This is a genomic window from Frankia sp. BMG5.23 (assembly GCF_000685765.2).
Classification (GTDB): Bacteria; Actinomycetota; Actinomycetes; order Frankiales; family Frankiaceae; genus Frankia; species Frankia casuarinae.
In genome coordinates this window covers 52,166-69,775 of sequence record NZ_JDWE01000024.1, presented here as the reverse complement: position 1 = coordinate 69,775, position 17,610 = coordinate 52,166, and the positions used below count along the sequence as shown (strand labels likewise).

16 protein-coding genes, 2 tRNA genes and 1 pseudogene are annotated in these 17,610 nt (G+C 69.6%); 7 read left to right on the top strand and 12 right to left on the bottom strand.

Annotation, left to right across the window (positions count from 1 at the left end; translation table 11 throughout):
* The 4 genes from BMG523DRAFT_RS12915 to BMG523DRAFT_RS25310 all read right to left on the bottom strand — a co-directional run.
* Nucleotides 1-825, bottom strand: an 825-nt coding sequence (locus tag BMG523DRAFT_RS12915; protein WP_200923109.1) for an NAD-binding protein, incomplete at its 3' end; no start/stop codon positions are given.
* 559 nt (nt 826-1,384) lie between these two features.
* Nucleotides 1,385-1,693 (bottom strand): hypothetical protein, encoded by a 309-nt coding sequence (locus tag BMG523DRAFT_RS25315; RefSeq protein WP_011434881.1) that lies wholly within the window; start codon nt 1,691-1,693, stop codon nt 1,385-1,387.
* 285 nt (nt 1,694-1,978) lie between these two features.
* Complete coding sequence (locus tag BMG523DRAFT_RS24525; RefSeq protein WP_173645823.1) at nt 1,979-2,125, bottom strand: hypothetical protein; 147 nt, start codon at nt 2,123-2,125, stop codon at nt 1,979-1,981.
* The gene (locus BMG523DRAFT_RS25310) at nt 2,122-2,298 is read right to left on the bottom strand and encodes a hypothetical protein (protein ID WP_157902454.1); all 177 of its coding nucleotides are present in this window, start codon (nt 2,296-2,298) and stop codon (nt 2,122-2,124) included. The genes BMG523DRAFT_RS24525 and BMG523DRAFT_RS25310 overlap by 4 nt, the downstream gene beginning before the upstream one ends.
* Nucleotides 2,299-2,565: 267 nt before the next feature.
* On the opposite strand from BMG523DRAFT_RS25310, the gene lysS reads away from it, so the two are divergent.
* Nucleotides 2,566-4,017: a lysine--tRNA ligase gene (gene lysS / locus BMG523DRAFT_RS12905; protein ID WP_011434883.1), complete on the top strand. Its 1,452-nt coding sequence runs from the start codon at nt 2,566-2,568 to the stop codon at nt 4,015-4,017.
* A gap of 162 nt (nt 4,018-4,179) precedes the next feature.
* On the opposite strand, the gene BMG523DRAFT_RS12900 is transcribed toward lysS, so the two are convergent.
* The gene (locus tag BMG523DRAFT_RS12900; protein WP_043591266.1) at nt 4,180-4,737 is read right to left on the bottom strand and encodes an integrase core domain-containing protein; all 558 of its coding nucleotides are present in this window, start codon (nt 4,735-4,737) and stop codon (nt 4,180-4,182) included.
* Here BMG523DRAFT_RS12900 and BMG523DRAFT_RS23115 point away from each other — a divergent pair.
* Nucleotides 4,692-4,913 (top strand): annotated as a pseudogene (locus BMG523DRAFT_RS23115) (tyrosine-type recombinase/integrase); the annotation flags it as partial. The gene BMG523DRAFT_RS12900 and the pseudogene BMG523DRAFT_RS23115 sit on opposite strands and share 46 nt — an antisense overlap.
* A 102-nt stretch (nt 4,914-5,015) precedes the next feature.
* Here BMG523DRAFT_RS23115 and BMG523DRAFT_RS12895 read toward each other — a convergent pair.
* The 4 genes from BMG523DRAFT_RS12895 to BMG523DRAFT_RS12880 form a co-directional block, all read right to left on the bottom strand.
* Nucleotides 5,016-5,106: transfer RNA gene (locus BMG523DRAFT_RS12895), tRNA-Ser, on the bottom strand.
* A 74-nt stretch (nt 5,107-5,180) separates the two neighbouring features.
* On the bottom strand, nt 5,181-7,538 hold the full coding sequence (locus BMG523DRAFT_RS12890) for a [protein-PII] uridylyltransferase (protein ID WP_043591264.1): 2,358 nt from the start codon (nt 7,536-7,538) through the stop codon (nt 5,181-5,183).
* A gap of 274 nt (nt 7,539-7,812) precedes the next feature.
* Nucleotides 7,813-8,154, bottom strand: a complete 342-nt coding sequence (locus tag BMG523DRAFT_RS12885) for a P-II family nitrogen regulator (protein WP_011434886.1) — start codon at nt 8,152-8,154, stop codon at nt 7,813-7,815.
* Nucleotides 8,151-9,440 carry an ammonium transporter gene (locus tag BMG523DRAFT_RS12880; RefSeq protein WP_011434887.1) on the bottom strand — a complete coding sequence of 430 codons (1,290 nt, stop codon included), beginning with the start codon at nt 9,438-9,440 and terminating at the stop codon, nt 8,151-8,153. Before BMG523DRAFT_RS12880 ends, BMG523DRAFT_RS12885 begins: the two co-directional genes overlap by 4 nt.
* 264 nt (nt 9,441-9,704) lie before the next feature.
* Here BMG523DRAFT_RS12880 and BMG523DRAFT_RS12875 point away from each other — a divergent pair, with 264 nt between their 5' ends.
* Complete coding sequence (locus BMG523DRAFT_RS12875) at nt 9,705-11,111, top strand: C40 family peptidase (RefSeq protein ID WP_051623862.1); 1,407 nt, start codon at nt 9,705-9,707, stop codon at nt 11,109-11,111.
* A gap of 74 nt (nt 11,112-11,185) precedes the next feature.
* Here BMG523DRAFT_RS12875 and BMG523DRAFT_RS12870 read toward each other — a convergent pair whose 3' ends face one another.
* Nucleotides 11,186-11,878 carry a metal-dependent transcriptional regulator gene (locus BMG523DRAFT_RS12870; protein WP_023839855.1) on the bottom strand — a complete coding sequence of 231 codons (693 nt, stop codon included), beginning with the start codon at nt 11,876-11,878 and terminating at the stop codon, nt 11,186-11,188.
* A 264-nt stretch (nt 11,879-12,142) separates the two neighbouring features.
* Between BMG523DRAFT_RS12870 and BMG523DRAFT_RS12865 the strand changes: the two genes are divergently transcribed.
* On the top strand, nt 12,143-12,367 hold the full coding sequence (locus BMG523DRAFT_RS12865) for a DUF3039 domain-containing protein (protein ID WP_023839854.1): 225 nt from the start codon (nt 12,143-12,145) through the stop codon (nt 12,365-12,367).
* Between the two features lie 218 nt (nt 12,368-12,585).
* Nucleotides 12,586-12,658: transfer RNA gene (locus BMG523DRAFT_RS12860), tRNA-Arg, on the top strand.
* Nucleotides 12,659-12,790: 132 nt separating this feature from the next.
* Here the strand turns inward: BMG523DRAFT_RS12860 and BMG523DRAFT_RS12855 are convergent.
* Complete coding sequence (locus BMG523DRAFT_RS12855) at nt 12,791-14,404, bottom strand: SulP family inorganic anion transporter (RefSeq protein WP_254668599.1); 1,614 nt, start codon at nt 14,402-14,404, stop codon at nt 12,791-12,793.
* A gap of 476 nt (nt 14,405-14,880) precedes the next feature.
* On the opposite strand from BMG523DRAFT_RS12855, the gene BMG523DRAFT_RS12850 reads away from it, so the two are divergent.
* Together BMG523DRAFT_RS12850 and BMG523DRAFT_RS12845 are read left to right on the top strand one after the other, a co-directional pair.
* Nucleotides 14,881-15,228, top strand: coding sequence for a helix-turn-helix transcriptional regulator (locus BMG523DRAFT_RS12850; RefSeq protein WP_023839852.1), 348 nt, complete (start codon nt 14,881-14,883; stop codon nt 15,226-15,228).
* A 217-nt stretch (nt 15,229-15,445) separates the two neighbouring features.
* On the top strand, nt 15,446-16,600 hold the full coding sequence (locus tag BMG523DRAFT_RS12845) for a malic enzyme-like protein (RefSeq protein ID WP_347272479.1): 1,155 nt from the start codon (nt 15,446-15,448) through the stop codon (nt 16,598-16,600).
* 557 nt (nt 16,601-17,157) lie between these two features.
* Here the strand turns inward: BMG523DRAFT_RS12845 and BMG523DRAFT_RS12840 are convergent.
* Nucleotides 17,158-17,598 (bottom strand): type II 3-dehydroquinate dehydratase, encoded by a 441-nt coding sequence (locus BMG523DRAFT_RS12840; RefSeq protein WP_023839850.1) that lies wholly within the window; start codon nt 17,596-17,598, stop codon nt 17,158-17,160.
* Nucleotides 17,599-17,610: the final 12 nt, after the last annotated feature.

Genomic DNA, 17,610 nt, shown 5'->3' with positions numbered 1-17,610 from the left:
TGCACCGAGACGGGCGGTGTTGAAGAACTCGACCGTGAGACGACCGATGTGTTCCCTGCCGAGCAGAAGCGTCCACAGGGCGTCGAGCACGTCAGGATCCGACTCCTCCGCGTAGCATGTCAGCGGGCGGTGGCGCTGGCGTGACACCTGCTCCGCCGCCGCGACGACAGCGGCGTTATATCCGGACGCAGTCCCACACACGTACAGTTGGTCGGCCCGGGCCACGCCAGCCCGCCGTAGCACATCCCCGCGACGCGCATCTCCTCGTAGCAGGACCAGACCAAGACGGCGGGCGTGTTCCGCGATTTCGATACTGTCGACGTCATCGATCAGTACAACCTGGCGGGACGCGGCCCGCAGGCGTTCCGCGAAGGCAAGCGCCGTCGGTCCGCTGCCACAGATGACCGCGTGCCCCCGGGACAGCGTGGCCTGGAGGGCGGCCATCGGTTTGACCAGCGTATCCGCGAGTACATAAGCAGTGGCCGCAGGCGCCAGGAAGCGGGCGATCTCAAAGGAGATCGGGAGACCGACATCATTGGGTAGGTCTGGTGGCTGGACGAAGAAAAGCCCCAGGCTGCCGTAGGCGATGTCGGTGGCGCTGAGGCCGGCGCCGGGGCTTCGGGACAGCTGCCAGAGCCCGACCATCCCCAGACTGAATGCTGAAACCGCGGCAAGCAGACATAGGCGTCGCCAGCCGGCGGGCGGCTGGAACAGTCCGTTGAACATCCAGCGGACGGTCCGCACCGGGTGGCGCATCCGGGAGGACACGACTACCACGGCGCCTTCCATGTTCCGAAAAATGATCAGCAGAACATCATAGAACACGGTGCCTACCAGCCTCCTGTTTCCTCCGCCAGCCAACAGTTCAGCCAGGCCCCGGGACCGGGCGTCGGGAGGTTTCGTCGGGGAGCCGGACCCGTGATTGATCTCTCCCCGATATTCATCGACGAGATATTCCGACGACCGGGAAAGTAGCGGAATCGAGGTCCGCCGGGGTGAGGATTCAGCGGATGAATCAACGGTGGCCGGCGGCCGGCGGCTCGCCGGGCATGGCCCCCTTCCGCAGCACGCGGCGCCGCACTCACACCCACCCCTCTCACCGGTGCCCGGCAGGAACCGGCGGAAGCGGCCACCCTGGCCTGGCGTGTGCCGTGCTCGCCTGCTCCCGGTCTGGGTCGCGCGGCTGGTCCCGGCCTGAGCCGAAAGGCTCCGGACCACGGCGCGGCTCACGCCGCCTTGCCCGGTTGCCGTCAAGAACGTCCCCGTCAGTCATACCCGAAACGTCCCCATCAGCCATACCTGATCGCTACTCAGCCGGGTCAGGATAACGCGAGTGGCGCAACGCCAGCCATCACTCACAGGTACTGAGCTTCAATGCGTGGAGTCATGTTGGCCGCAGCTCCTCCCAGCCCAGGCCGGTTTCGGCGAGGAACCCCAACAGCAACGCGGGCCGGTACCGCAGCCGTTTCAGTCCGTGTTTGGCCGCCTGGTGGACATCGTCGAGGCTGCGGGCGGCCAGGTTCACCAGGGCGGTGCGCTTGAGCTGGGACCACACCCCTCCGCCGGATTCAGCTCGGGCGTGTAAGCCGGCAGCAACACCGTGCTCACCCAGCCGGCGTGCTCCCGCAGGAACGCGGCCATGATGCGTGTCGCCCGGGCGGCGCTTGCAGCCCGGCACGGTGCGTACTGCCATCCTGAACGGAGCCTACGGTGCCGAGCCCGCGGTCCGCTACGCGCAGGTGTCTGGCGGTCGGCTGCCAGGACAAGTTCTCGGGCCTGCTGGAAAGCGCGAGACTGCCGGCATGGTGAGAACTCGAACCCGCCCAGGCCTGTGCTGGCGAGCGTCTCGCCGACATGCTCCGCAGATGCACGGTCAGTTCAAGGTCATGGGCGCGGCGGTTCGGGCCGCAGGCGAGAGGCCCGCGGCTGCGAGCGGCACCGTTCCCAGAGCGTGAGGTAGGCGCGGGCCATCTGGTGGTCAGTGAAGGTGCTCACGGCCGCCTGGCGTGCCCGTATTCCCCAGCCGGTGGCGCAGGACCGGATCATCCCGCAGCCGGCACAGCGCAGCGGCCAGGGCGGCCGGGTCGCCGGCGGGCATGAGCAGCCCGGTCGCGCCGTCGATCACTGCTGCGGAAGCTGATCGACGGCGACGACCCGCAGATCGCAACCGGCCACTCCGGCCGTCAGGCCGGCGGCCAGCATCGGCGCGCACGCCCACGGCACACACCGGTTGACGTGCAGGACATCGGGGCGTACCCGGCGCAGCAACCGCCCGTGCGCGCCAGTCCCCCCGCGCACGACATGGACGGACGCGCCGCCGCGCCGGCGGCAGGCGACCCATTCGACCGGCCCGGCGTCGGGACCGGCATCTGGTGGAAGCCATGATCGACTACTGTCGGGATGGGCTACGCCGGCTGCGGTTCGCTGAGGGTCGGTAGGCTGGGGCAGTCATCTCTGGAGTAGTCATCTGCAGGATGGCGATCCGTCATCTGGCCCGCCCGGGAGCGTTCACGAAACGCCACCCTCGTGGCTAGCTGGTGCTTTCTGCGGCAAGAGGGTGTGTTGATGTCGATCGAGGAGTCCGGGGTAACCGAGGCGGCGGGGCCGCGGTCCGGCTACCGGACCGACGCGGTCGCGGCCGATGCCGCAGCCGCTCCCGACGGGACGGCTGTCCGTCTCGCCGGCCGCGTGGTCCTGTGGCGCCGTATGGGCGGGCTGATCTTCGGGCATCTCCAGGACCGTAGCGGCCGGGTGCAGGTTTCCCTGTCCAAGACCGATCTGGGCGCCGAGGTCGTCAAGGAATGGTCCCGGGCCGTGAAGATCGGCGACTTCGTCGGGATCGCCGGCAGCCTCTACACCACCCGCCGCGGCGAACGGACCGTCGCCATCTCCGAGATGACGGTGCTGAACCGGACCGTACGTGCCCTTCCGGACAAGTGGCAGGGCCTGTCCAACGTCGAGGCTCGTTACCGCCGCCGCTACCTCGACCTGCTTGTCAACGCCGAGTCCCGGGAACGCTTCCAGACCAGAGCGAACATCATCAGGCGGATTCGCCGTCTCCTTGACGACAACGACTTTCTCGAAGTCGAAACCCCGATTCTGCAAGAGGCAGCGTCCGGTGCCGCGGCCCGCCCGTTCATCACCAGGCACAACGCCCTCGGTGAGGACTTCTACCTGCGGATCTCCCCCGAGACCTATCTCAAGCGGATCGTCGTCGGCGCCTATGACCGCGTCTACGAACTTGGCCGCAACTTCCGCAACGAAGGCATGGACTCCTCGCACCTCCAGGAGTTCACGATGCTGGAGTGGTACGCCGCCTACTGGGACTATCGCGACAACATGGCCTTCGTCCGCGAACTGATCCTCACGGTCCTCGACGACGTCCTCGGCACCCGGGCGGTTACCTACGAGGGTGTCAAGCTCGACTTCGGCGCAGACTGGCCGGAGATCGACTACCGGGCCGAGGTGGAGCGGCGCACCGGCATCGACCTTACCGTTGTCCGCGATCTTCCCACTCTGCGTGCCCGAGTGGCCGAGCTCGGCTTGGACGTCGGGACCTCCCCGTCCTACGCCGGCCTGGTAGACCTGCTCTACAAGAAGACGGTCCGACCCGATCTCGTCCAGCCGTGCTTCCTCGTGCACCACCCGGCGGAACTGGTCCCGCTGGCCCGGCGCAGCGACACCGACCCCACCGCGCTTGACATGTTCCAGGTCGTGGTGAACGGCGTGGAGATCGTCAAGGCTTACTCCGAACTCGTCGACCCCGCCGAGCAGCGGCAGCGGCTTGAGGAACAGGCCGCGCTGCGGGAGGCCGGCGACGACGAGACCATGATGCTCGAAGAGGACTTCATCGAGGCCATGGAATACGGGATGCCCCCGATGTCCGGCCTCGGGCTCGGCATCGACCGGTTCGTTGCCCTGCTCACCGGCGCCCCGACCCTCCGCGACGTCGTCCTCTTCCCCACCATGCGCGGCGCCCACAAAGACCAGACAGCCCCCGTTGAAGATGACCTGTGACGGGGGCCCCTAAAGAAACTCTCGAACACGTCGCCGCCGACCGCTACAGAGCCCTCCCACTCCTTGCTACCAGAGTGCGGGCCAGTGCTCCGGTCTTCAGGCCGGGGGTGAAGGCCCGCGTGTGGGGTGCGAGAACTCGGCCACCGGCGTTGGCCTGGTCTTTTAGGCGGCTCGTTCGTATTCGTTGATCAGGCCGCCGAGGACGGGCTGACGTTTGATCCGTTCCTGGCTCAGGTCCGCGGCGGGGTGGTCGGGCCGTGGTGGTTGAAGGTCGCGGCCGCGGTGGGGGCGTCGTCCGTTGTAGCGCCGCGCGTACTCGGCCAGGACAACGCGCAGGTGCCGTTCACCGAAGATCAGCATCCGGTCGGTGACCTCGGTCCGGACGGTTCGGACTAACCGTTCCGCGTAGGCGTTCGCCCGCGGGGTCCGGGGTGGGATCCTGATCGCGGTGATGCCGGCGTCGGCGAGGAGCGCGTCGAACGACGCGGTGAACTGTCCGGCGCGGTCACGGACCGGGAACCGGAAGTCGGCCGCCCGGTCACCGAGGTCCAGGAGGAGGTTCCGGGCTTGTTGGGTGCTCCACGGTCCGTCGGGGTGGGCGGTGACCCCGAGGATGTGGACGGAGCGGGAGCCGACCTCGATGGCGAAGAAGCAGTACAGACGCCGCGGCGATGCCCCTTCCCCCGATCCGCTTTCACGACCTTCGACCCGGGGCGGCAACGATGCTCCTCGCGGCCGGAGTTGACATGAAGCTGGTCGCCGATGTGCTCGGTCACGCTTCGTCGAACTTTACCCGAGATGTCTACGAGGTCGTGGCCGAGGAGTTGGCGGAGGCTGCGGCGGTGGCGATCGAGGAGTTCGTCCCCCGGCGGAGCCGGAGAGCAGGCGCCGGATGAAGATCCACGCCGTTTGTTCCATCCACGTTCCATCCGCCGGCCATCCTGATCTTAAGGAAAGGCCAGGCGTCTCGAACGTATGTTCAAAACGCCTGGTCGACGCGGAGGCTCGGGGATTTGAACCCCGGAGGGGGTGTATGCCCCCAACCGCATTAGCAGTGCGGCGCCATAGACCGGACTAGGCGAAGCCTCCCAACGTGCCTGCTCATCATAGCGTCTCCCACGACGGTGCTGACGCTCGGTCCGAGCGGATCCCGGCGGGCTGGATCACGTCTGTGTGGTCCGGCCCGCCGATTCCGCGCGGTCTATGGGTTCCATCGGTCCCAGGGCCGCGAGGATCGCGTCCGCGATCTCACGGCGCCGTCCGCCGTCCGCCACCGGACCACCATCGGCCTCCCGCACGTAGAAGGCGTCCACCACGTCTAGTCCGAGGGTCGCGACGATGGCGGTGGCGACATCGAGTCGCAACCCGGACAGCGCCCGTACGATCCGGTACAGCACGCCGGCCTGGTCTGGGGCGCGCACCTCGATCACGGTCATCGATCCCAGGTCGTCATCGAAGATCACCTGAGGGGCGCCGGGCGTGGTCCACCGCCTGGCCCCGGCGTAGTCGCGTTCCCGGGCGGCGAGCCGACCGGCGACGTCGAGGGTGCCGGCGAGCGCGGCCCGCAGGTCGGCGAGCAACCGCGCCGGTTCCGGTACCCGTTCGTGCGGCGCCGCCACGGCGGCCTGCAGCAGCGCCCGACCGCCGTTCCTCCGGGCCGAGGCCCGCCGGATGTCCAATCGGTTCAGCGCGAGGACACCAGCGATGATCGCCAGCAGCCCGACGTGGTCGGCGTTGACCACCACGATCTCGAACATGCCCTCGTCCGGCAGCGGATTGACCTGGACGACGTGCTCGTCGGGCAGCGCGAGCAGGCCACGCTGCCGATCGTCGAGGCTCGGGGGAGACGGGACCCGCTCGCCGCCGAGGACGGCTCGGGCCCGCTCGACGAGGTCACCGATCAGCCGCGCCTTCCAGGCGTTCCACGCGGTCGGACCGGTGGCCCGGGAGTCGGCCTCGGTCAGTCGGTGCAGCAGGGTGAGGATCCGCACGCTGCCGGCGGACGCGGCGACGCTCGCGATTGTCCCGGGATCGTCGATGTCCCGCCTGGTCGCGGCCTCGCCGAGAAGCAGGTGGTGGCGGACCATGGCGACAAGCACGTCGACGTCCTCGGGCGGCAGACCCAGCCGCGGGCCGATCCGTTCGATCTGCACGATGCCCGCGTCGGTGTGGTCGCCGGGGAAGCCCTTACCGATATCGTGCAGGAGGGCGCCGAGCAGCAACAGATCCGGCCGGTCCACCTCGCGGGTGTGCGCGGCGGCCCGCGCCGCAGCCTCCATCAGATGCCGGTCGACGGTATAGCGGTGGTAGGGATTGCGTTGCGGTCTGCTGCGCACCGCCGCCCACTCCGGGATGAGCCGGACGAGCAGCCCCACCTGGTCGAGGGATTCCAGCACCCCCACGGCCGCGTCGCCGGTGGCCAGCAGCGCGACCAGCGCGTCACGGGCGGCGTCAGGCCAGGGGTCGGGCATCGGTGGGGCCTCCCGGGCCAGCCGGTCGACGGCGTAGCGGCCCAACGGGAGCCCGCTTCGTGCGGCCGCGGCGGCGGCCCGCAGCACCAGGACCGGGTCCTTCGCCGGATCGACGTCCCGGGCGAGCTGGACCTCGCCGTCCTGGTCGACCACCCCTTCGCCGAGGGGGCGGCGGGCCGGCCGCCGGCCGCCACCGCGCCACCGCGCCACCGACCGCAGGCCGGCCGCGACCCGGTACCAGGTGGTGTCCCAGGTCCAGGAGATGGCGCGTCCGGCGTCGGCGACCGCGTGCGCGAGCGCGAACGCGTCGGCGTAGCCGAGCATGGTGGCGAGCGACTCGGAGTCCTGGAGCAGGAGCCGATCGTGGGCTCGTCCCCGGCTCAGCCGGCGGATCTCGCCGCGGGCATCGAGCAGCACCTGCCCGGCGGCGATCACCCGCGCGGGAGGGGACTCGGCGACCCAGGCCGCCGCGAGGGCGTGCAGGGCATGGACGTCACGCAGCCCGCCGCGGGATTCCTTCAGGTCGGGTTCGAGCAGGAACGCGACCTCACCGAGCCGGGTGGCCCGTTCCGCGACGGCCTCGGCGAGCTCGGGTAGTCGTTTCGGGGCATGGGACCGCCACCGGGCGCGAGCCCGCTGGGCGAGCTGCGTGGCCAGCGTCGCGTCACCCGCGACGTGGCGGGCGTCGAGCAGGCCGAGCGCGGCCTTGAGGTCACCGTCGGCCACCATGATGGCCTCGTCGACGGTGCGCACGCTGTGATCGAGGCCCACCCCCGAATCCCACAGCGGATACCAGACCGCGTCGGCGACGGCGGAGATGTCGTTCCGTTTGCCGTCGTGGACGAGGACGAGGTCGAGATCGCTGCCGAACGCGGGTTCCGCGCGTCCGTAGCCGCCGACGGCCACCAGGGCGATTCCCGGTCCGGGATCGCCGAACAGGTCGACTAGGGCATCGTCGGCGAGGTCGGTGAGGATGCGGCGCAGCCGTGGGCCGGTCGCCGTGGGCAGGTGCTCGGAGCGGCCCTTGAGGATCTCCAGGCGGTCCGTCATGGCTGTCCTCCTCCGTTCGGCCGTCTGGCCGTGATCGATCTCGGGTCCGGATCGATCACGGCCAGTGGAGCGCCGAGCCGAGGACACAGAAACGCGCACCAGCGCAACTGTGGTCTCGGGTGGTACCAGCTCGTGCGGTGTCGCGGGTGGTGCGTGGTGCCGGGTGCCGGGGGTGCGTGGTGCCGGGTGCCGGGTGGTGCGTGGTAACAGTGATGGATGGAGTCGGGTGGTGCGATGGAGCCGTGCCGCGGTGGCGTTGCCACGCCCGGCACTACTACAGCGCGTCCGCCCCCCGCTCGCCGGTACGGACCCGTACCACCGACTCGACCGGAACGACCCAGATCTTGCCGTCGCCGATCTTGCCGGTCTGCGCCGACGACGTGATCGCCGCGACCAGATCGTCGACCGCCCCGTCCGCGACGACCACCTCGATCTTGATCTTTGGCACGAAGTCGACCTTGTACTCGGCGCCGCGGTAGACCTCGGTGTGGCCCTTCTGCCGGCCGTAGCCCTGGACCTCGGAGATCGTCAGTCCGTGCACGCCCAGGGTCTCGAGCGCCGCCTTCACGTCGTCGACCTTGAACGGCTTGATGACGGCGGTGACGAGCTTGGTCATGCCTGGGCCTCCTCGGGCACCTTGACGGGGCTGATGCTGCTCGTGGACAGCGAGCCGCTACCGCCGATGGACGTGAAGCGGTACGCCGTCTCCCCGTGCAACGCCTCGTCCATGCCGGCGATCTCGTCGTCGGCGTTCAGCCGGAGACCGATGGTGTACTTCAGGGCGAGAGCGATGATCGCCGTCACGACGGCCGAGTAGCCCAGCGTCGCGCCGACGGCGAGCGCCTGTTCCCCGAAGACGCTCCACGGGCCGCCGTAGAAGACACCGTCCTTGCCGGCCTCGTTCGTGTCGACGGTGGCGAAGAGGCCGGTCAGCAGGGCTCCGAGCACACCGCCGACCAGGTGGACCGCACCGACGTCGAGCGAGTCGTCGATGCCGACCTTGCCCTTGATCGAGGTGGCCAGGGCGCAGACGACGCCGGCGATGCCGCCGATGGCGATCGAACCCATCGGAGAGACGAAACCACAGGCCGGGGTGATGGCCACCAGACCCGCGACCGCGCCGGAGGCGGCTCCCAGGGTGGTCGCCTTGCCGTCGCGCAGCTGCTCGACCGCGAGCCATCCGAGGATCGCGACGCCGGTCGCGATCTGGGTGTTGAGCAGGGCGTATCCGGCGACCTTGTTGGCGCCCAGCGCGGAACCCGCGTTGAACCCGAACCATCCGACCCACAGGATGCCGGTGCCCAGGAGAACGAACGGGACGTTGTGGGGGCGGAAGTCGCCGGTCGGCCAACCGGCCCGCTTGCCGAGGACCAGCGCCAGCACGATCGCCGCGATACCGGCGTTGGCGTGGACGACCGTGCCGCCCGCGAAGTCCATCGCGCCGCGCTCGAACAACCAGCCCTTGCTCGCCCACACCCAGTGTGCGATCGGCGAGTAGACCAGCAGCGACCAGAGCGGGATGAAGATCGCGAAGGCGCTGAACTTCATGCGATCGGCGATCGCGCCGGTGATGAGGGCGGGCGTGATGATCGCGAACATCAGCTGGAAGGCGACGAACACGACGTACGGGATCGCGCCGTCGCTGCCGGAGAGGTCCTGGAGAGCGAAGAAGTCGAATCCGCCCCAGAAGCCGTTACCCTCGCCGAACGCGACGCTGAACCCGATGACCGACCAGATCAGCGTGACGATCCCGATGCAGAAGAAGTTCTGCATGATCATTCCGAGCACGTTCTTCGCTCGGACCATGCCACCGTAGAAGAACGCCAGTCCGGGCGTCATGAACAGCACGATCGCGGAACTGATGAGCATCCACGCGGTATCGCCCGAATTCAATTTGTCCATGTCTCTCCTGTCATTCCCCGCGCGATGCGCGGACTGCGCTCACCCGGTCCCCGGCCACGCTGCGCTCGTCCCGGATCCTCGGGTCCGAAGAGTCGGCAAGATCTGTTCCCGACCTGTGTCTTAGCTGTTTCTGGCATGTGAAATCGCTAAATTGGGTGGCCTGTGACCCGATCTCATCGGCTGGCGGTGGGTGCTTGGAGACTCTCCGCTCGTCGCGGCGTGCTTCCGTGACTGTATAACTGCATAGAGTTACCGTCCGGCGGTGTGAGCAGTGTCCCCACGGAGGGCTGGCATAGCGCCGGCGAACCGCGCCCCGGGCCCCGCCGTCCCCGTGATGTCCCGCCATCCGGGTTCGGCCGGCGAACTTCGAAACACGTCGCAAGGCAGACTCCCGCCGCCGGCCCGACCGACGATCCCCAGCCGACCGGGAACGATCCGACCGGATGGCGTCCGAAAGCCGGAGCGCCCATTGTTCTCGGACTGGTCGGCATTCTCGTCGCCGGACCTCCGGTTGTCTGGGGGTTTGCCGGATCCGCCTGGGCGGCGCCGACGACTCCGGCCTCCGGGTCGGCCCCGGAGAGCCCGGAGAGCCCGGAGAGCCCGCAGAGCCTGCAGAGCCTGCAGAGCCTGCAGGCGGAGATCAACGGTACCCGGGTACGGCTGGACGAATCCACTCGTCAGACGGCGATTGCCACTGAGGTGTTCAACGCCGAACGTATTCGGCTGGCCGAGGCCGAGCGGGCCGCGGCTGCCGCGGCCGGGCGGGTCGACCGCGCTGACGACGCTGTACGGCAGGCCTCGGACAAACACCGGGGGTTGGCGGTGTCGGCGAATCGGGCCGGGGGATTCGGGCAACTGTCGTTGCTGCTGACCGGCGACCCCCGACAGGTACTCGACCGGGCCGGTGCGGTCGATGCGCTGGCCCGCCGGCAACGCGTGGCGGACACTGGCCTGCGGCTCGCGCGTCGGGATCTCACCGAGGCACGCCGGAGCGCTGACGTGGCACTTGCGGGCAAGAGGAAGATCGTCATGCGGCTCGCCGCACGGAAGCGGTCCATCGAGGCGTCCGCCGCCGAGCAGCGCAGCCTGCTGCAGCGGCTCGAATCCCGCTACGCATCGCTGGAGCGGCGGGCCAGGGAGCGCCAAGCCGCCGCCGCGCGGGCCCGCAGGGCGGCGGCGGCCGCCGCCGCGGCATCGGCGGCCAGGAAGGCCGCGGCCGAACGGGTCCGTTATCGGAAGGAGTCGGCCGCGGTCGCGGCCGCGGGCCGGGCGTTCGCCGCGGCCCCGACTACCCCGGCACCCATCCCGCCGACGGGCGGCGGTGGCGCGTCGCGCGCGGTGCAGGAGGCATACGCCCAGCTGGGCAAGCCCTACGTGTGGGCTGCGGCGGGGCCGAAGTCCTTCGACTGCTCCGGCCTGACGCAGTGGGTCTGGGGGAAGGCCGGGGTCTCGCTGAGCCACTACACCGGATCACAATGGAATGAGGGGCGCCGCGTGAACCGGGCGGGCCTCATTCCCGGCGATCTCGTCTTCTTCCATGCCGATCTTGATCATGTCGGGATCTACATCGGGGGCGGGAAGATGATCCACGCTCCGCGGACCGGGGAGGTGGTCAAGGTGGAGAAGATCTGGTGGTCGAGCTTCCGGGGGGGTGTGCGGCCGGGAGCGTGACACCATCGGCCGCTGGCGGAAGCGATCAGGATGGCGACGGCGACGGTGCCGTGGGCGACGACTCAGCGGTCGACTCAGCGGTCGACGTAAACGAGAGCCGCGGTGCTACGGCTGATCTCCGCGTCGGTCTGGCCGTTGGGAGTGACGATGTGGATCAGGTTGCCGCGGGAGCCCGGCGTGATCTGCGCACCGGGGACGATCGCGGCGTCCTGAAGCCGGCGCATGATGCTTTCGTCCGTCTGCAACCGCTCGGAGATCCAGCTCACCGTGACCGGCCTGCCACCGCCGGACGAGGCGAGGTCGGCCGACGCCAGTAGGCTCACCGGGGCGGAAGCCGGCCGTGCCGTGGTGTGGTGCTGCTGGGAAGGCGGGATCTCGTTACCGAACGGGCAGCGCTTCGGATCGCCGAGCAGGACGGTGAGGCGCGCCTCGACCTCGTCGGAGATTACATGCTCCCACCGACAGGCCTCGTTGTGTACCAGCGCCCAGTCCAACCCGATGACCTTCGTGAGCAGCAGCTCGGCCAAGCGGTGCTTGCGCATGACGGCGGTGGCCCGCAGCAGGCCCTTCTCCGTGAACTGCACGGTCCGGTCGTCGGCGAGGCACACCAGCCCCTCGTTGGCCAGACGAGCCGTCGACTCGCTCGCGGCCGGCGCGCTGACATGCAGGCGCTCCACCAGACGCGCGCGCAGCGGGGGGATGCCCTCCTCCCTCAGCTCGTACAGGGTTCGGAGGTACATCTCGGTACTGTCGATCAATCCAGTCACCGGTCTCCTTCGTCCTCTCCAGGGTACGCTCAGCCTGGGACTCACAAGAGCCATCTGCCCCCCGAAGACCATGCCGGCTGGCCGGTTTCGATGTCCCGTCGGCCCCTTCCCCCGGACCGGGGTCGGTGTTCCACGACGTGTTCCATGGCCTCGGTTCGGCGGGTATGGCCTCGGTCCGGCGGCGTGTCCTCGTGCGGCACCCGTCCCGCGCGCGGGCTTGCACCCAGGGCCGGCATCGGCGCCCGCGGCACTAGACTCGACGCCATGAGCACGACTCAGATCGCGCCCGAGACATCGAACACCCAGACGGACGAAGGTGACGATCACTCTCACTACGCTCGTCGTGAGGAGATCGTTCGCGCGTCCATCGAGGGTGGCCGGGTTACGGCGTTGTGCGGCTACAAGTTCGAACCGGTGCGGGACCCCTCGCGTTTCCCGATCTGTCCGAAATGCAAGGAACTCGTCGAGATGGCCGAGCAGTTCGGCTGATCGCGCTGTGCCGGTACACAGTGCCGGGCGGCCACGGTCCTCGATGGCGGTCATTAGCCTTCGGTAATAATCGGTCGTTGCGGTAGATCGAGCGTGCCGACGGGCTGTGGACGGTGTGCGGATGCCTTGCCGATCGGAATCCATGGTGTCCCCTCGGGCCGGCTGCTCCGCGGCCCCGTATGATCTGTTGCACGAGCCAGACCCGGTGTCCCTCGCCGGCCCCAGTAGCTCAGTGGATAGAGCGACCGCCTCCTAAGCGGTAGGCCGCAGGTCCGATTCCTGCCTGGGGCACATCCGTCATGTCGATCGCCAGCCTCCGGCTGGTGGGACCAGAGTCCCCTGTGGGGCGGGCTGCGTCGCGAGCCGCGCGACCGCGGCTAGCGCCGCGTGGGCTAACGCCGCGTGGGCTAACGCCGCGTGGGCTCAGGTGGGGACGGCAGCCAGGGCGCCGGTGTGGTGGAGATGGTCCCGGGCAGCCTGGATGGCCGACGGGGTGGAGTCGAACAGGCGTCCCTGGCCGCGCAGCCGGTCCACCAGACCGACGGCGGCCACCGCTTTGGCATGCTCGGGTCGCAGCCCCGACACATACACCTTGACGCCGCGGTGTTCGAGCCGGTCGATGACGTCGCGCAGGACGAGGGCGCCGGTGCCGTCGACGGCGCTGACCCGGGACAGCCGGAGGATGAGGATCTCGACGTCGGCCACCTCGGTGAGCTCCAGCAGGAAGCGGTGGGCGGCGGCGAAGAACAGGGGGCCGTCGATACGGTAGGCGACGATGTGCTCGGCGAGTAGCGCGTGTTCGGAATCGTGATGATCGCCGGGGTCCAGCGGCACCTCCTCGACCCGCGCGGTTCGGGCGATTGCGCGCAGGGCGAGGGCGCCGGCGACCGCGAGGCCGAGGACGACGGCGATGACGAGGTCGAGCGCCAGGGTCGCCCCGGCGGTCAGCGCCATGACCAGGGCATCGGAGTGTGACGCACGGCCGAGGGTGCGCAACGAGGAGACCTCGACCATCCGCACCGCCGTGGCGAGCAGAACACCGGCGAGCGCGGCGAGCGGGATGCGCGCGACCAGGGGAGCGGCTGCGAGCATCACCCCGGCGAGGACCACGGCGTGCGCGAGGGCGGCGAGCCGGGACGAGGCACCCGAGCGGACGTTGACCGCGGTGCGGGCGATCGCGCCGGTGGCGGGCACCCCGCCGAACAGCGGGACGGCGAGGTTGGCCAGCCCTTGGCCGAATAGCTCCCGGTCGGGGTCGTGGTTCTGGCCGACGGTCATCCCGTCGGCCACACTGGCCGAGAGCAGGCTCTCCAAGGCTGCGAGCGCGGCCACGGCGACGGCGGCCGTGGCGAGCGTCGGGATCGCGGTGATGTCGAGGAAGCCGAGCGAGGGACCGGGCAGGGTGGCGGGGATTGCGCCGAGGGTCGTGACGTCCCACTCGCGGGCCGTGACGAGGGCCGTCGCGAGGGCCACGGCGAGCAGCGAGAACGGGACCGTGGGCCGCAGCCGGGCGCCGACCAGCATCGTCGCCGCGACGCCGACGGCGAGCGCCAGCGCGAGCCAGTGCGGCCGGTGGACGAAGTCGGCCACGGCCGCCCAGGCCACGCCGGTCACCCGGTCACCGTTTCGGGCGTGCACCCCCAGGGCCGAGGGAACCTGCTGAAGGAAGATCACCGCGGCGATGCCGACGGTGAATCCCTCCACCACGGGCGCCGGCACATATCGCACGGAGCGGCCGACCCGCAGGACCGCGAGCGCGAGCAGGATCATCCCGGCGAGCAGCCCGACGGTCAGCACACCAGCCGGCCCGTGCCGGTGCACGATCGGCACGAGCACGACGGTCATCGCGCCGGTCGGCCCGGACACCTGCAGGTTCGACCCGCCGAAGACCGCCGCGAGAGCACCCGCCACGATCGCCGTCACCAGTCCGGCGGCCGCGCCGAGGCCGGAGGAGACCCCGAATCCCAGCGCGAGCGGCAGCGCGACCACCGCGACGGTCATCCCCGCGAGCAGGTCACGGCCTGGCTGGCGGCGCATGCTCTCGATATCGGCCCGGCCGGGCAGGAGCCGGCCGAGTTCCAGCCGGCCGAGTGGCCTGGGCCAGCGTGACGGGGCCGTCCTTATGGGGGCGGGGCAGTGGGGCCGGGGGTCCTCGGCCTGCCCCGTCGTCATCTCGATGCGGATCCGATCCTCCCATATACTGGGATGAAAAATTGAAGGTTTCTTCAATTTACATGCTAAAAAGTATGGAGTGGGCGAGATCTCGGACACAGCGGCCCCCGCAGAGCCGTGCCGTGCGATAAAGAGCTGTTTCCCGACTCCGAAGTGTGGTAACGAACAGTTGATAAATTCTGTAACTGGCGGGGAGGTCGCCATCGGGCGCGAACGGGTCGTGGCGCTACTCACCGTGCCGGCGTGATCTCTGGGTGGGCGGTCGCCGGTACTCCGGCCAGGCCGGTACCTCGGCCGGTAGGCCTCGGCCGGAGCTGCGTGGGGTCGACGGGAGGTGGCTCGTGACGAGGCGGGTTCCGCTGTACCAGGCTAAAGCGGAGTTTTTTCGCATGCTTGGCCATCCGGTGCGAATTAGGGTGCTGGAGTTGCTGCAGGACGGGCCGATGCCGGTGCGGGATCTCCTGGCCGCGATCGAGGTGGAGTCGTCGAACCTTTCCCAACAGCTCGCGGTGCTGCGCCGGTCCGGGATCGTGACCGCGACGCGGGACGGCCCGACGGTGGTGTACGCGCTCGCGGGCGGGGACGTGGCGGAGCTGATGCGCGCGGCCCGGCGGATTCTGACCGAGATGGCGGCCGGGCAGGCCGGACTGTTGGCCGAGTTGCGCGAAGCGGAGACAAGCTCCTCATGAGCATGAAATGTGGTGGACCGATGCCCGGGACTCCCGCAGGTGGGACTCCCGCGGAGGGGAGCCCCGCCGAGGGGCCGGCTGGGGGACCGGCGCGCACCGGACGGAGTCGGGCACGGGTGGAGCCGGCGTGACGCCCCCTGGTCCGGCCGGTCCGGCCGGTTCAGCCGGGGTCAACCCCGCCTACAGCGTCACGGTCCGTGTTCCGCACCGGGCCACGATGATCATCGAGGCGGTCGTCGCCGCAGCCCCCGGCCCCGTGACGTGCTACGCGGACGAGCCGGATCCCGGGGGCGGCCGGCGGATCACGTTGGATGCCGACAGCGGGTCCACATTGACCTGGCTGGTCCGGGCGCTGCGGGAGCGGCTGGGTGCCGACCTGTTGCAGACCGAGGATCCCGTCTTCACCGTCGCGTCGACCGGCAAACTCGCCCAGTGTCTCCGCGCGTCGGTCACGACCGGTCACGATCTTGCGTTGTTGGACGCTGACGCCGACCGCCGCGTCATCAGCCACCTGGCCATGCACCCGACGCACACCGACCGGTTCACCGGCCGGCCGCGCCGAGTGGCGCTGCTCACCGACGGCAGCGCCGTCTTGGACTTTGAGCCGCTGGCCGCCGAGGCGGCCCTGCCAGCGGTCGAGTCCCAGGCGGTCCACCTGCACCGGGCGACCGGGTTCGACGTCATCCCCATGCCGATCGCAGCCCGTACCGCCGCCGAGCTCGCCGCGGCGATCGGCATGATCGCTCCGGGATTCGCCGCCACCGTCCTGGTCCACACGCATGTCCGCCGCATCGACGCCGCCCGCGCCGCGCTGCGGTCCGCCGCCCCGCATCTGCTGCTCGACACCGTCAACGACGGTCTCGCCGTCGCCGCCGCGGCCGCGGTCCTCAACCATCTCCGGGCGCGTGACATCGCGCCGGGGCGGGCCCGCGTCGCCGTCGTGGACCCGGCTCGGGGCGGCGATCTCGCCGGCTTACTGATCGGTGTCGGCCTCCACGAGATCACCCTCTACGATCCGGTCGACTACGGCATCCAGCCGCTGCACCTGCTTGCCCCCGAACTCGATCTGATCGTCGACCTGATCGGCTTGGCGGCGCCGCCCAAGGGCGTTCCCGTCCTGCGGATCCGCCCGGAGACGCCCCCTCCGCTGGCCCGCGCCACCTCGGGCCCGCGTCCGCTGCACGCGCTGCCCGGACTGCTGCGGGCGGTCGTCACCACTCGCCGCCCGGTCACCCCCGCTGCCCGCCTCGCCGCCGTGCACGCCCTCGTCGGTCAGACGCCGCCCGGCAGCGTGCTGCCTCCCCTCGACCATCCACGGCTAGCCCCCGCCGTTGCCGCGGCAGCCACCCACGCCCTCACCGCGCAGGAGTAGCTCACCGCGCTCCCGGCGGAGGTGGTCGCCTGGAGGTGGTCACCTGGTAGGGGGTGGTGGGGCCCGCCACTGCCAGGCCCACCGACAGGTCCACTGCCAGGCCCATCGGCGAATCCCGGCGGATGATCGTCCGTTGGGAGGACCGTTCCTCATGAACGGGATGAACGGGGTGAACGGGGTGCGTTGTCATGGGCGGCACTCTCCCGCCGGCATTGCGGATGCGGAAGTACGACGGCCCCGGTCCGATCTTTGCGGCATATCACTCAAAAATATCCTAAAGGGTCATACGGCCATATTCCAGCAATGCGCCACCCTGCTTCTTCGGCCTGCCGGGAAGCCCGAGCCGGACCGACACGGCCGAGGAACCGACACGGCCGAGGAACCGACACGGCCGAGGAGATGACACCGGGCCGAGGGCGCTCGTGCGTCCGACGCCGGCCGGCCCGGCGCGGGGGAGTTCCACGTCGCGGGTGGCCTGGTCACGTCGGGAAGGGGATACGAACGCCACTTCGCGTGACCAGTTATCCGAAGAGTCGTTCCCGGTCCGGCGGGACGTCTCAGCTCGGCGTGGGGACGAGGTCCAGCAGTGCCTGAGCGGCAAGCTCGTATCCGAGGGCCCCCAGGCCGACGATCACTCCCCGGGCGAGCGCCGAGAGAATGGATTCGTGCCGGAAGGACTCCCGAGCCCAGACATTGGAGAGATGGACCTCGATCCACGGGTTCGGATAATTGGCCAAAGCGTCACGAAGGCTCCAGCCGTACATCATCAGCGCACCTGGATTGACGATCGCACCGATCGAGTCGTAATTATCCTGAATGGTGTGGATCAATTCACCTTCGGATTCACGTTGTACGGAGACAAGTTTCCATCCGCGGTCCGAGATCCGAGCCGCGACGGCCGCCTCGATATCGGCCAGTGTCGCCGTGCCGTAGACTTCCGGCTGGCGTCGGCCGAGTATGCCCAGATTGGGGCCATTCAGGAGAAGTAGCGTGGTCACGGCGCCTCACAG

What these genes read in the sequence shown, in the direction of transcription:
- lysS (WP_011434883.1), top strand. Translation starts at nt 2,566, where the DNA reads ATGTCGATCGAGGAGTCCGGGGTAACCGAGGCGGCGGGGCCGCGGTCC.
- BMG523DRAFT_RS12865 (WP_023839854.1), top strand. Translation starts at nt 12,143, where the DNA reads ATGAGCACGACTCAGATCGCGCCCGAGACATCGAACACCCAGACGGAC.
- BMG523DRAFT_RS12890 (WP_043591264.1), bottom strand. Translation starts at nt 7,538, where the DNA reads ATGACGGACCGCCTGGAGATCCTCAAGGGCCGCTCCGAGCACCTGCCC.
- BMG523DRAFT_RS12885 (WP_011434886.1), bottom strand. Translation starts at nt 8,154, where the DNA reads ATGACCAAGCTCGTCACCGCCGTCATCAAGCCGTTCAAGGTCGACGAC.
- BMG523DRAFT_RS25315 (WP_011434881.1), bottom strand. Translation starts at nt 1,693, where the DNA reads ATGGCAGTACGCACCGTGCCGGGCTGCAAGCGCCGCCCGGGCGACACG.
- BMG523DRAFT_RS12855 (WP_254668599.1), bottom strand. Translation starts at nt 14,404, where the DNA reads ATGCGCCGCCAGCCAGGCCGTGACCTGCTCGCGGGGATGACCGTCGCG.
- BMG523DRAFT_RS12880 (WP_011434887.1), bottom strand. Translation starts at nt 9,440, where the DNA reads ATGGACAAATTGAATTCGGGCGATACCGCGTGGATGCTCATCAGTTCC.
- BMG523DRAFT_RS12845 (WP_347272479.1), top strand. Translation starts at nt 15,446, where the DNA reads ATGATCATCGAGGCGGTCGTCGCCGCAGCCCCCGGCCCCGTGACGTGC.